Raw genomic sequence first — 12,914 nt, 5'->3', positions numbered from 1 at the left:
GACAGGATGGGATTCGAACCCACGAGAGGGTTGCCCCTCTACTCCCTTAGCAGGGGAGCGCCTTCAACCACTCGGCCACCTGTCCGTTCGATGCCTGCTTCGGCGAAACCGAACGGCGGGAACGGCGCGATATATACCGATGAAGGCGCGATGATCAACCCGAATTTGTCAGTTTCCTGAAATGATTGCGAGCGGTCGACAATTGCGCGGCTCCGCCGCCCGGCTGTGGAACCGGAACTTGTGTCCGTCCGTTTCCATGCTTATCTAATGCACATGCATTGCCGGGCCCGCGCAGGCAAGGAATTGCGCCTCCGGCCCACCCGTTCAAAGGAGAATCAGATGTTTCTCTCGACCCTGAAAAAGGAAAAGACCACGCTGCCGACGGCTGAGACCGCGCTGCCCGGCCGCGCCGAACCGATCCCCACGGCGCACGAACACTTCGTCAACGGCCGTCCGCTCGCCCCGCCCTATCCCGATCACCTGAAGGAAGTGATGCTCGGCATGGGGTGCTTCTGGGGCGCGGAACGGCTGTTGTGGCAGACGCCGGGCGTCTATGTGACCGTGGCCGGTTATTCCGGCGGGATCACGCCCAACCCGACCTATGAGGAAACCTGCACCGGGTTGACCGGCCACACCGAGGTGGTGCGCGTGGTCTACGATCCGCAACAGGTGAGCCTTGAACAATTGCTTGCGATCTTCTTCGAGGCCCACGATCCGACCCAGGGCATGCGCCAGGGCAATGATATCGGCACGACCTATCGCTCCGCGATCTACCTTGAGGACGAGGACGACCTGGAGCTTGCGGAACGCGTGCGCGACCGCTTCCAGTCCGCCCTGAAGCAAAGCGGGCGCGGCGGTGCGATCACCACCGAAATCGCAAAGGCCGGCGCATTCTACCCGGCCGAGGATTATCACCAGCAATATCTGGCGAAGAACCCCGCCGGCTATTGCGGCCTCAGGGGCACCGGCGTCTCCTGCCCGATCGGCTGACCTTACCGGCTTGCCGCCAAACGATGTCGCAGGAGGGAGCGTTCGCGCTCCCTTTTCGTTCGTCCTGCCCTGTTGATAACCCCGCGCCGTTTTTTACCCTTCGGGCAAATTTTGTGATGAAATTTTGTCTGAGCCGTGCAACGATGATGGCAGGGTCGGCCATTGCGCGCCGGCAACCTTCCCGGACAGGGGCCGGGATCTCAGGGTTTCACGCACAGGGAACAGAGCTGCGATATGAAGAAGACCATTTTGAGCCTTATGGCTGTAGCCGCCATGTCGACCACCGCGCTGGCCGCCGATTTCAAACCGGCGCTGGTCTACGGCACGGGCGGCAAGTTCGACAAATCCTTCAATGAATCCGCCTATAACGGCGCCGAGAAGTTCAAGGCCGACACCGGCGTTGAATACCGCGATTTCGAACCCACCGGCGACGCCCAGGGCGAACAGGCGATCCTGAATTTCGCCTCGATGGGCTTCAACCCGGTCGTGGCGCTGTCGTTTGCGTGGAAGTCGGCTGTCGAAAAGATCGCGCCGCAGTTCCCCGATACCGAGTTCTACATCGTCGATGACGTGATCGAGGCGCCGAACGTCCAGTCCGTCGTCTTCAAGGAAGAGCAGGGCTCCTACCTGGTCGGCCTTCTCGGCGCGATGAAATCGGAAACCGGCACGGTCGGCTTTGTCGGCGGCATGGATATCCCGCTGATCCACAAGTTCGGCTGCGGTTATGCCCAGGGCGCCCATGCGGCCAATGAAAACGTCAAGGTGCTGCGCAATTTCGTCGGCACCACCGGTGCTGCCTGGAACGACCCGGTCAAGGCCGGCGAGCTTACCAAGAACCAGATGGACCAGGGCGCCGACGTGATCTATGCGGCAGCCGGCGCCTCCGGCCTTGGCGTATTGCAGGCCGCCGCCGATGCCGAGAAATATTCGATCGGCGTCGATTCCAACCAGAACTACGTTCATCCCGGCTCGGTTCTGACCTCGATGGTCAAGCGCGTCGACAATGCCGTCTATGACGCTTTCAAGGGCAGCCAGGACGGCACCTTCGAGGCCGGCGTCAACAGCCTCGGCGTCGCCGAGGACGGCGTGGGTTGGGCCTATGACGACAACAACAAGGCGCTGATCACCGAAGAGATGATGGCCGCCGTCGAAAAGGCCAAGGAAGGCATCATCTCCGGCGAGATCGAGGTCCACGACTACGCCGTCGACAATACCTGCCCCTATTGATGTGAACCATGGCGGGCGTCTGCGCGTGTCGCAGACGCCCGCCTTTTGACTTTCGCCCCGCGCTTTTTACATCGGCGGGCGGCGCCAGCCTGCCTTTCAATGGCCATGGCAAGACTTGTTGGAGAGTAACAGCATTTGAGCCCCGCGATCGAACTCATCGGCATCGACAAAAGCTTTGGCCCGGTCCATGCCAACAAGGACATCAATCTCACGGTTGAGAAGGGCACGATCCACGGCATCATCGGCGAAAACGGGGCGGGCAAGTCCACGCTGATGTCGATCCTCTACGGCTTCTATCAGGCCGATAACGGTGAAATCAGGGTGAATGGCGAGAAACTGGTGATCGCCGACACCGATGTCGCGATCGATGCCGGCATCGGCATGGTGCATCAGCACTTCATGCTGGTGGAGGATTTCACCGTTCTGGAAAACATCATGCTCGGCGCGGAGGGCGGCGCGCTGCTCGCCAAGGGCGCGAGCGCTGCCCGCAAGGAACTGAAGCGGCTCGAGGAGGAATACGGCCTGGAGGTCGACCCCGACGCCGTGATCGAGGAATTGCCGGTCGGCCTGCAGCAGCGCGTGGAAATCCTGAAGGCGATGTTTCGGGGCGCCGAAATCCTGATCCTCGACGAGCCGACCGGCGTGCTGACGCCATCGGAAGCCGATCACCTGTTCCGCATTCTCGGCATGCTGCGCGATCAGGGCAAGACCATCATCCTGATCACCCACAAGCTGCGCGAGATCATGGCGATCACCGACAAGGTCTCCGTCATGCGCCGCGGCGAGATGGTGGCCACCCGCGACACCGCCGAGACGACGGTGGAGGAGCTTGCCGAACTGATGGTCGGCCGCCGCGTGCTGCTGCGCGTGGAAAAGGGCGAGGCCAATCCGGGCGACGTCGCGCTTTCGGTGCGCAATCTCACCGTTCATGACGGGCGCGGCGTGCCGATGGTCAAAAACGTCTCCTTCGATGTGCGCAAGGGCGAGATCGTCGGGATTGCCGGCGTGGCCGGCAACGGCCAGTCGGAGCTTCTGGAAGCGCTTTCGGGCATCCGCAAGCCGCATTCCGGGGAAATCTGGATCGATGGCAAGAAGGTGGTTCATGCCGATCCGGCCCGGATCCGGCACGCGGGCGTTGCCCATATCCCAGAGGACCGCCACCATATGGGGCTAATCCTGCCGTTCGAGGAGCGCGAGAACAATATTCTCGGCTATCATCATCTTGAGAAATACGGCCGCGCCGGGGTGCTCGACCGCCAGGCGATCCTGGAGGATGCCCGCGAAAAGATCGAGAAATACGATATCCGTCCGCCAAATCCGATGCTGAAGACCGCCAATTTCTCCGGCGGCAACCAGCAGAAGATCGTGGTCGCCCGCGAGATCGAGCGCGATCCGGACATCCTGCTCGTCGGCCAGCCGACCCGCGGCGTCGATATCGGCGCGATCGAGTTCATCCACCGCCGCATCATCGATATGCGCGACAGCGGCAAGGCGGTGCTGCTTGTATCCGTTGAGCTGGACGAAATCCGCGGTCTTGCCGACCGCATACTGGTGATGTTCGCCGGCGAGGTGGTCGGCGAAACCACGCCGGCGGCGGACGAACAGAAACTCGGCCTGATGATGGCCGGGATAGCATCTTGAGGTCGTCATGAGCGCCGCCAACACGCCCCTGCCCTCCTGGGTCACATTCCTGCTGATGCCACTGCTCAACCTCGTCACGGCGCTGGTGATATCCGGCATCGTGATCTGGCTGATCGGCCAGAACCCGTTCGAGGCGCTCGGCATTCTCATCAACGGCGCGCTCGGCAGCGGCATGGGCATCGGCTTCACGCTGTTTTATGCGACCAACTTCATCTTCACCGGGCTTTCGGTGGCGATGGCCTATCACGCCGGCCTGTTCAATATCGGCTCGGAGGGCCAGGCCTATGTCGGCGGGCTTGGCTGCGCGCTGGTGGCATTGTCGCTCGGCAATTACGTGCCCTGGTACGTAACCATGCCCTTTGCCGTTCTGGGCGCGGGAATATTCGGCGCGGCCTGGGCCTTCATTCCGGCCTGGCTGCAGGCCAAGCGCGGCAGCCATATCGTGATCACCACGATCATGTTCAATTTCATCGGCGCCGCGCTGATGGTCTATCTGCTGGTGCATGTGCTGAAGCCCGCCGGCGCGATGTCGCCGGAAACCCGCGGCTTTGCCCCCGGCGGCCAGCTGCCGAACCTCGACTGGCTGATGGCGATGTTCGGATCCAGGCTTGGTCCCGCGCCGCTCAACGTCTCCTTCATCATCGCGCTTGTCATGGGCGTTGCCGTCTGGTTCCTGATCTGGCGCACCAAATTCGGTTATTCGGTGCGCGCGCTCGGCATGAGCAAGTCGGCCGCCACCTATGCCGGCATTCCCTATGCCCGCACGGTCATCGTCACCATGCTGCTGTCCGGCGGGCTTGCCGGCATGATGGCGCTCAATGTGGTGATGGGCTCGGCCGACCGCCTGCAGGTGGAGTTCGTCGGCGGCGCGGGCTTTGTCGGCATCGCCGTGTCGCTGATGGGCCGCAACCATCCGCTCGGCATCGTGATCGCCGCGATCCTGTTCGGCATTCTCTATCAGGGCGGCGCCCAGCTTTCCTTCATGATGCCGCAGATCACCCGCGACATGATCGTGATGATCCAGGGTCTGGTCATCCTGTTTGCGGGCGCTCTGGAATTCCTCTACCGGCCGGCACTGGCCAAGGTGTTTTCCAGACGACAGATGATGGCGGAGGCCTGAGCCATGCAGAGCATCGACATCATCATCGGCATGCTGGGCTCGACCATCCGCCTTTCCATTCCGCTGATCTTTACAGCGCTTGCGGGGCTGTTTTCGGAACGCTCCGGCATTTTCGACATCGGGCTTGAAGGCAAGATGCTGGCCTCGGCCTTTGCGGCCGCCGTCGTCGCCTATTACACTGGCTCGCCATGGCTCGGGCTGCTCGGCGGTATCCTGATCTCGATCGTCTTCAGCCTTGTTCACGGCTACGCCTCGATCACCGCGCGCGGCAACCAGATCGTCTCGGGCGTCGCGCTCAATTTCGTGGCGGCGGGGCTGACCGTGGTGCTCGGCAATGCCTGGTTCCGCCAGGGCGGACGCACGCCGCAGCTTGAAAACAGCGCCCGCTTCACCGGCATCGATTTCCCGGGCGCGGAAGCCGCGAGCCAGATGGGCTTTTTCGGCAAGCTCTATGCCGACGTCCTTTCCGGCAACAATATCCTCGTCTATATCGCGTTCATCACCGTGCCGGTCGTGTGGTGGGTGGTCTACAAGACCCGGTTCGGCCTGCGCCTGCGCGCCGTTGGCGAGAACCCCGGCGCGGTCGATACCGCCGGCATTTCGGTGACCTGGCTGAGATACCGGGCGGCGATCCTGGCCGGCCTGCTGTGCGGCTTTTCCGGCACCTATCTCGCGATCGCGCAATCGGCTTCGTTCATCAACAACATGTCGGCCGGCAAGGGCTATATCGCGCTCGCAGCGCTGATCTTCGCCAAATGGAAGCCGGTTCCGGTAATGTTTGCCTGCCTGCTGTTCGGTTTCCTCGAAGCGTTTTCCAATTTCATGCAGGGCAAGTCCATGCCGCTGATCGGCGAGGTGCCGGTGCAGGTGTTCCAGGCCATGCCCTATATCCTCACCTGCGTCCTCTTGGCGGGTTTCATCGGCACCGCCCGCCCGCCCAAGGCCGGCGGCGTGCCCTATACCAAGGAGCGCTAATATGACGACGCCAGCCGATCTGTTTGCGGCCGCGCGCGCGGCCAGCGCCAAATCCTATTCGCCCTATTCGAAATTTCCGGTGGGCGCGGCGATCCTCGCCGAGGACGGCGAGGTCTATGCCGGGGCCAATGTCGAAAACCTCGCCTATCCGGAAGGCATCTGCGCCGAGGGCGTTGCGATCGGCCACATGATCATGGGCGGCGCGACGAAGATCGAGTCCGTCGCCGTCTATGCGCCGCGTCTCGCGCTGTGCTCGCCCTGCGGCGGCTGTCGCCAGAAGCTTGCCGAATTTTCCGATGCCGGCGCTAAGGTCTATCTCTGCGACGATACCGGCGTGCGCGAAACCGTGACCGTCGGCGGCCTGCTGCCCCACGCCTTCGACACCGAGGACATCGGATGACCGAGGCAGCGCTTCTGCTGAAGGAGGCGCTCGGCGAACTTTCGCCGCGCCATGCGATCGTGCTCGGCTCCGGCCTTGGCGGGCTGGCGGACGAGATCGAAAATCCGACGCGCTTTGCCTTTTCGGAACTGCCCGGTTTTCCGGTTGGCGCGGTCAGCGGCCATCATGGCAGTCTTGTTGCCGGGCTGCTTGCCGGCACGCCGGTGATCGTGCTGTCCGGCCGCGTACACTATTACGAGCAGGGCGACGCGGCGGCGATGCGCCTTCCGCTGGAAACGCTGGCGGCGCTCGGCGTCGAGAACCTGTTCCTCAGCAATGCGGCCGGATCGCTGCATGAGAACATGCCGCCCGGCTCGGTGATGCTGATTACCGACCACATCAATTACTCCGGCATGAACCCGCTGATCGGCGAGACCTCCGACCGGCGGTTCACCGGTATGAGCCGTGCCTATGACCGCGAACTTGCCGACGCCATGCGCCGGGCGGCGGCCGGTCTCGACATAATACTTGCGGAAGGCACATATATGTGGTTTTCAGGACCGAGCTTCGAAACGCCGGCTGAGATCCGCATGGCCAGGGTGCTCGGCGCCGACGCGGTGGGCATGTCGACGGTCCCCGAGGTCATTCTGGCGCGCTTTCTGGGTATGAAGGTCGCGGCGGCCTCGGTGATCACGAATTTCGGGGCCGGCATGAGCCAGGGGGAGCTTGGCCATGACGAAACCAAGAAAATGGCGCCGATCGGCGGCCGCAAACTGGCCGCCATCGTCAAGCGCGCGATCGGCAAGGGGTAAGCCATGAAACACCATACGCTTCAGGAGGCCGCGTCGGTCTCGCTTTCGCTGCTTGACCTGACCAATCTGAACGACGACTGCACTGACAAGGATATCGAGACGCTGCTGGAGCGCGCCCATACGCCCTACGGCACGCCGGCGGCGATCTGCATCTGGCCGCGTTTCGTCAGCCTTGCCCGGCAGATGCTCGGCCCCGACCACCTGATCAAGATCGCGACCGTGGTGAATTTTCCCGCGGGCGACATGTCGATCTCGGCCGTGGAAGAGCAGACCGAACAGGCGATCCGCGACGGTGCCGACGAAATCGATCTCGTGATCCCCTATGCCAAGCTGAAAGCCGGCAATGAATGGGCCGTCAGCGAGATGATCCGCGCCGTGCGCTTTCTCTGCCGCGAACCGGTGCTGCTTAAGGTGATCCTCGAAACCGGCGAGCTCGCCGATGCCGGCCTGATCCGCAAGGCCGCGGAACTGGCGATCGCCGAGGGCGCGGACTTCATCAAGACCTCCACCGGCAAGGTCAAGATCAACGCCACGCTGGAAGCCGCCGACATCATGCTCGGCGTCATCCGCCAGACCGACCGCAAGGTTGGCATCAAGCCCGCCGGCGGCATTTCATCGGTTCGCGACGCCCAGCTCTATCTGAGCCTCGCCGAAACCGTGATGGGCGAGGGCTGGGTGATGCCCACCACCTTCCGCTTCGGCGCATCCGGCCTTCTGAACGACATCCAGGCCGTGCTGGACGGCAAGCAGTCGAGCGCGGCGTCCAGCGGGTATTGAGAGCCCATGCTCGCCCAGGAGATCATCCGCAGGAAGCGCGACGGGTTGACGCTCTCGGGCGAGGAGATCGCCGCTTTCGTGCGTGCGCTCAGCGATGAGACACTATCAGAGGCCCAGGCCGCCGCCTTCGCCATGGCCGTGTTCTTCCGCGGCATGGACGAGGCGGAGACCGTGGCGCTGACGCTGGCCATGCGCGATTCCGGCCATGTTCTTTCATGGCCCGGCATCGACCGCCCGATCGCCGACAAGCATTCGACCGGCGGCATCGGCGACAATGTCTCGCTGATGCTCGCACCAATCGCCGCCGCCGCAGGCCTTGCCGTGCCGATGATCTCGGGCCGGGGGCTCGGCCCCTCCGGCGGCACGCTCGACAAGCTGGAATCGATACCGGGGTACAACATAAGCCCCGACGAAGCCACGCTGCGCCGGGTCATCAACGAAACCGGCTGCGCGATCATCGGCCAGACGGCGGAGCTGGCCCCGGCCGACAAGCGGCTCTACGCCATCCGCGATGTCACGGCCACGGTGGAATCCATGCCGCTGATCGTCTCGTCGATCCTGTCGAAAAAGCTCGCCGCCGGGCTGCAAACGCTGGTGCTCGACGTGAAATTCGGCAATGGCGCGTTCATGACCGATCCCGATGACGCCAGAGCGCTCGCCCGCCTTCTGGTGCGGGTCGCCAACGGCGCTGGGCTTGCCACCACGGCGCTCGTCACCGATATGAACGAGCCGCTCGCCGATGCCGTCGGCAATGCGGTCGAGATCGAAAACGCGCTGTCGTTCCTGAGGGGCGAGAAATCCGGAACGCGGCTTGAAACCGTGGTGCTCGCCTTCGCCGCCGAGATGATCGCCAATGCCGGCCTTGCCGAAGACCGTGACCGCGCGCGCGAAATAGCCCGCGAAACGCTGACGAGCGGCATGGCGCTGGATACCTTCGGCAGGATGGTGGCAGGCCTTGGCGGCCCGGCGGATTTCGTCGAACGCTGGGAAAGCTACCTTCCCAAGGCCACGATCATCCGCCCGGTCGAAGCCCCCTCCTCCGGCTATCTTGCCGCCTGCGACGCCAGGGCGATCGGCATGAGCGTGGTGTCGCTTGGCGGCGGGCGGCAGCGTCCGACGGACCGCATCGACCACAGCATCGGCTATTCCGCGCTGAGGCCGCTCGGCGCCGAGGTGTCCGCAGGTGAGCCGCTCGCCCTCGTCCATGCCGCCACCGAGGAAGGCTGGCAGGCTGCCGCCGCAACGCTGCGCGCGGCCATCGCGATCGAGGATAATCCGCCCGCAGAGCGGCCGCTGGTGCTGGACCGGGTCGACGTAAGCGACAACGATCTATAGTGTGAAAGACCGCGCTCCAGCAGAAGGTCGGTCCAATGTCTCTCAAAGCCCTGTTCGCCATTCTGGTTTTCGCCGCGCCGGCGCTTGCCGCCGAGCCGACGGATCCCGTTCGCGACGTCATGGCCGTGACGGAAAACAATTGGGCCACGGATCCGGCCGACTATCAGGCCTTGTTCACCGAGGACCGTCTCTCGCGCCTGTTCAGCGCGGATTTCCAGATGCGCTATGCCGAGGCGATGAAGACGCCCTATGCCAAGGAGGCCGGTTCGCCCTTCGACTATGATGTCGTGACCAATGCTCAGGACGGATGCCCGCTCGAAAACGTGACGATCTCGCCGCCGAAACCGATAGACGACGACGTGTTTCATGTCACCGTGCGGTTCCAGACGCTGGCCTGCGTGGGCGATGCGCCCGAGTACCAGACCTATTCGACCGCGCGTTTCTCTATGGTTGAGGAGAATGGCGAAGCGCGGATCGACGATATCGTCGCGATCAATCCCATCGGTTTGATGCTGTCAGCCAAAGAGCAGTTGCAGGCGGTTATCGATGCCGGTGATTGATCAGTGGATCGTGAATTCCCCTGACACCTGACGCCATTCATTGGGGCCGATCAGCCGTCTGTGGGCGTAACGGACGGAATGCAGCGGCCCGTCGAGTTTCTCTTTCCAGAAGTCGAGAAACTTGTGCATCTCGGGAAAATCGGGGGCGAGATCGTAGTCCTGCCAGACATAGGTCTGAAGCAGGCTTTCGAAATCCGGCAGGCGGTAGAGGATATGCGCTGTCGTGAGCCCATAGCCGGCAAGCTGCAATTCGAAGTCCGATGCAAGTTTCATGGTCCACCTCATTGTCGTTGACAATATCAGAGGCTGACGTATTTTGCCGGCGGCTTCAATCTGAAAATTTCGTTTTAATAAATAAATTCAATATGTTGGCAGCACTTCACCTTGAGTGCTGCCAACAGATCCGAAAGGCTCAGTCCCACTCCGGCGCCCATTCCGGATCGATCATCCGCATGCCGGCGTCGAGCTCGCGGATGCGCATGACCTCCTCGCCGGAAAGCCGGATGGATGCCGCATCCAGATTGGACTTCACCCGTTCGGGGCGGCTCGAAGTCGGGATCACCACATGGCCTTCCGCCATAAGGAAGGCGAGCGCGATGACGCCCTCCCCGGTCTCATGGGCGTCCGCCACTTCCTTCAGGATCGGATTGCCGGAGACCGTGCCCTGTGCGAGAGGGGAATAAGCCGTGAGCGCGATATCGTGCGCCCGACAGTAATCGGCCACGACCCTGTTCTGGTTGAACACGTGGCACTCAACCTGGTTGGTCGAAATCTTGCGATCGCCGAGAAGGCGCGCGGCTTCCGCAAGCAGGGTCGTGTTAAAGTTGGACACGCCGATGCGCCTGGTCAGGCCATCGTCATAGACGGCGGCGAGTTCACCGATATAGTCCTCGAAGGCGGGCCCATCGGGACGGCCGGGCCAGTGCAGCAGGAGAAGGTCGAGCTTGTCTACCCTGAGCCGCGCAAGGCTCTCCTCCACGCTCGGCCGGAAGGAAGCCGGGCCATAATTGTCGATCCACACCTTGGTGGTGACGAAAATATCCGCGGGCGTGAAGCCGGAATCGGAAATCGCATTGCCGACTTCGGTTTCATTGTCATAGGCCTGGGCGGTGTCGATATGGCGGTAGCCGGCCTCAAGAGCGGCGATCACCGTATCATAGGCCTCGCTGTCCTTCCGCTTCCAGGTACCGAAGCCCATTTGCGGTATGCCGTTGATCGTTTTCATGGTCATGTGTCATTCCCGCGAACACGCAAACGAAAGGCGCCGGGTCGCCCCGCCGCCTGCCATTCGTTCCGTGTTCACTTCTTTTTCTGGTAAGCGCGCATCAGCACGAAGGCGAGCGCCGCGATGGAGGCAACGCCCGTGATCGGCTTCTGGTTAATCATGGTCGGCACGACGCCAACGACGCTCTGAAGCATCTCCTCGGTCGCATATTTCGCCGCGCGGAACCGTCGTCGCTCCATGCGGTTCATCATCATCGCATAGGCGAGGACGAACATCGCCAGCGCGAGCGAGGCGATGGCGATCGTCAGGGTGGCGCCGAGAGGGCCGAACTTTTCCGCAAGATAGATGGCAAGCGCTGCCACGCCGCTCACGAATGCGGCGAGAAACAGGAAGAACAGAATAACGGCGACAACCGCGTTACGCTTTGCTGAACGCGCAATGATGCGGCCATCCACTGCCATGGCGGCCGCCACGAGTGATATGAGCCGATCCATCATCTAGCGCCGCGTCAGGAGCGCCATCAGAAATCCGAAACCGGCAGCCATCAGGATCGACTGAAGCGGACGGCTGCGGATGTGATCCTCAACATCTTCCTCGAAGGACACGGCCTCGTCGCGGGCGCGATCGTAAGCGTCCTGGCCGCTCTTGATTGCATCGTCGCGAAACTTCTCGGCCTTGACGCGCGCTTCAGAGGCTTTCTGATTGCCAAGAGTGCCGATCAGCTTCGTCAACTCGGCAATGTCGCCGCGTAACTGATCAATCTGAGCCTGAATGTCGGCTTCCGTCGTCTTGCCCGCCTGCGATTCCGTCGATTTATTGGCTACCATTGTGAACTCCTGAAATTCGGCTACTTCCTTACGATAACGCCCGAGCATGATCCTTGTTCCAGATCAAAGCAACAGCGAACGCGAAAATCAGCCCGCCAGAGCCTGATCAGGCCCTTCACGATAGAAAGCTTCCACATGGGTCCGGATGGCAAGGCGCAGTTCTTCCATTGTCTCGTACAGGCGGCCATCGAGACCGTGCACGTGAAACTTCACCGCCACGAACTTCAAGCGACCGTTTTCGGGGATGACGATGCCGACCGGCTGGCCGGCGAATTCAACCATCTGCTTTTTCATGAAATGCACCTCCGACCCTTGAAAAGCGGCCGGCCTCTTATGTTCTAGACGTATGTTTTCAACCTGCGTGTGCAGTCTGACGCATATGAAACCGGGTACCCCTCAAGGCAAAGCCGAAGCAAAGCTCCCGGTGGATGGGTCAGGCCGCACTGCCTTTCGAACGACAGACGCAAAACAGGACATAATTGAGATGTCGGCGTTGAGTGATTTCTAAAGTATCCATCTCGACGGGCATCGAACGCCTCCTCTCCTTGAAGCGGCACAGAGCCGCACTCCAGTTATCGTGATAGCCAAAGCTGACCACGAATACCAGAGTTATATTTTACCGATAATGAGGATATTCTTCAAATTCATGACACAATCGCTCGAAAAATTGAAATTTATTTTCCGGGCGAAAGCACCGATGGGGTCCGCAATCCTCCGCCTTCCCATAGATAGCGCGGGGCAAACGGCGAACAAGGGCCCGGCCGATAAAATTGACCGTCCGTCAACAAATACAATCCCTGGGTGCAGCCTGAATTATGACCGCGATGCGGGACGGGCCTCAGCCCATCCGCTCGGAGGCGTAGGAGCCCGCGGATGGGGCAAAAATCACCGTGCGGTTGCCGTTGATGAACACCCGATGATGGATATGGGCATGGATGGCGCGAGCCAGAACCAGCGCTTCGACGTCGCGCCCGAGGGCCACATAGTCGTCCGGGCTCTGGGCATGGGTGATGCGCACCGTTTCCTGCTCGATGATCGGCCCCTCG

The 12,914-nt window shown here is 61.9% G+C and carries 15 protein-coding genes and 1 pseudogene; 10 read left to right on the top strand and 6 right to left on the bottom strand.

What is annotated here, in order from left to right; translation table 11 throughout:
- Positions 1-339: 339 nt before the first annotated feature.
- The 10 genes from msrA to B4E36_RS06000 all read left to right on the top strand — a co-directional run bounded on the left by msrA (position 340) and on the right by B4E36_RS06000 (position 9,816).
- Positions 340-990 carry a peptide-methionine (S)-S-oxide reductase MsrA gene (gene msrA, locus B4E36_RS06045; RefSeq protein ID WP_292051844.1) on the top strand — a complete coding sequence of 217 codons (651 nt, stop codon included), beginning with the start codon at positions 340-342 and terminating at the stop codon, positions 988-990.
- A 234-nt stretch (positions 991-1,224) separates the two neighbouring features.
- Positions 1,225-2,217, top strand: a complete 993-nt coding sequence (locus B4E36_RS06040) for a BMP family lipoprotein (RefSeq protein ID WP_292051842.1) — start codon at positions 1,225-1,227, stop codon at positions 2,215-2,217.
- A gap of 135 nt (positions 2,218-2,352) precedes the next feature.
- The gene (locus tag B4E36_RS06035; RefSeq protein ID WP_018063513.1) at positions 2,353-3,858 is read left to right on the top strand and encodes an ABC transporter ATP-binding protein; all 1,506 of its coding nucleotides are present in this window, start codon (positions 2,353-2,355) and stop codon (positions 3,856-3,858) included.
- 7 nt (positions 3,859-3,865) lie between these two features.
- A complete protein-coding gene (locus B4E36_RS06030; protein ID WP_292051841.1) occupies positions 3,866-4,978 on the top strand; it encodes an ABC transporter permease in 1,113 nt (370 codons plus the stop codon).
- 3 nt (positions 4,979-4,981) lie between these two features.
- Positions 4,982-5,953 carry an ABC transporter permease gene (locus B4E36_RS06025; RefSeq protein ID WP_292051839.1) on the top strand — a complete coding sequence of 324 codons (972 nt, stop codon included), beginning with the start codon at positions 4,982-4,984 and terminating at the stop codon, positions 5,951-5,953.
- A gap of 1 nt (position 5,954) precedes the next feature.
- Positions 5,955-6,353, top strand: coding sequence for a cytidine deaminase (gene cdd / locus B4E36_RS06020; protein WP_345900112.1), 399 nt, complete (start codon positions 5,955-5,957; stop codon positions 6,351-6,353).
- A complete protein-coding gene (locus B4E36_RS06015; RefSeq protein WP_292051834.1) occupies positions 6,350-7,144 on the top strand; it encodes a purine-nucleoside phosphorylase in 795 nt (264 codons plus the stop codon). The genes cdd and B4E36_RS06015 overlap by 4 nt, the downstream gene beginning before the upstream one ends.
- A gap of 3 nt (positions 7,145-7,147) precedes the next feature.
- A complete protein-coding gene (gene deoC / locus B4E36_RS06010; protein WP_018063508.1) occupies positions 7,148-7,921 on the top strand; it encodes a deoxyribose-phosphate aldolase in 774 nt (257 codons plus the stop codon).
- 6 nt (positions 7,922-7,927) lie between these two features.
- Positions 7,928-9,256 carry a thymidine phosphorylase gene (gene deoA, locus B4E36_RS06005; protein ID WP_292051831.1) on the top strand — a complete coding sequence of 443 codons (1,329 nt, stop codon included), beginning with the start codon at positions 7,928-7,930 and terminating at the stop codon, positions 9,254-9,256.
- Between the two features lie 35 nt (positions 9,257-9,291).
- Positions 9,292-9,816 carry a hypothetical protein gene (locus B4E36_RS06000; protein ID WP_292051828.1) on the top strand — a complete coding sequence of 175 codons (525 nt, stop codon included), beginning with the start codon at positions 9,292-9,294 and terminating at the stop codon, positions 9,814-9,816.
- Here the strand turns inward: B4E36_RS06000 and B4E36_RS05995 are convergent, their stop codons facing one another.
- The 6 genes and pseudogenes from B4E36_RS05995 to purU all read right to left on the bottom strand — a co-directional run.
- Entirely contained in the window at positions 9,817-10,089 is a 273-nt protein-coding gene (locus tag B4E36_RS05995; protein ID WP_018063505.1) for an usg protein, read from the bottom strand. It lies immediately after the preceding gene.
- Positions 10,090-10,228: 139 nt separating this feature from the next.
- A complete protein-coding gene (locus B4E36_RS05990) occupies positions 10,229-11,047 on the bottom strand; it encodes an aldo/keto reductase (RefSeq protein WP_292051819.1) in 819 nt (272 codons plus the stop codon).
- 68 nt (positions 11,048-11,115) lie between these two features.
- Positions 11,116-11,502, bottom strand: coding sequence for a hypothetical protein (locus B4E36_RS05985; protein WP_230720202.1), 387 nt, complete (start codon positions 11,500-11,502; stop codon positions 11,116-11,118).
- A gap of 36 nt (positions 11,503-11,538) precedes the next feature.
- Positions 11,539-11,916, bottom strand: a complete 378-nt coding sequence (locus B4E36_RS05980; protein ID WP_292051815.1) for a DUF883 family protein — start codon at positions 11,914-11,916, stop codon at positions 11,539-11,541.
- Positions 11,917-11,955: 39 nt separating this feature from the next.
- Positions 11,956-12,162 carry a hypothetical protein gene (locus tag B4E36_RS05975; protein ID WP_033409558.1) on the bottom strand — a complete coding sequence of 69 codons (207 nt, stop codon included), beginning with the start codon at positions 12,160-12,162 and terminating at the stop codon, positions 11,956-11,958.
- 544 nt (positions 12,163-12,706) lie between these two features.
- Positions 12,707-12,914 (bottom strand): annotated as a pseudogene (gene purU, locus B4E36_RS05970) (formyltetrahydrofolate deformylase); the annotation flags it as partial.

It is taken from the genome of Martelella sp. UBA3392 (assembly GCF_002358775.1).
Lineage (GTDB): Bacteria > Pseudomonadota > Alphaproteobacteria > Rhizobiales > Rhizobiaceae > Martelella > Martelella mediterranea.
Note: the sequence above shows the minus strand (reverse complement) of the source record. Positions and strands in the feature narration are given on the sequence as shown.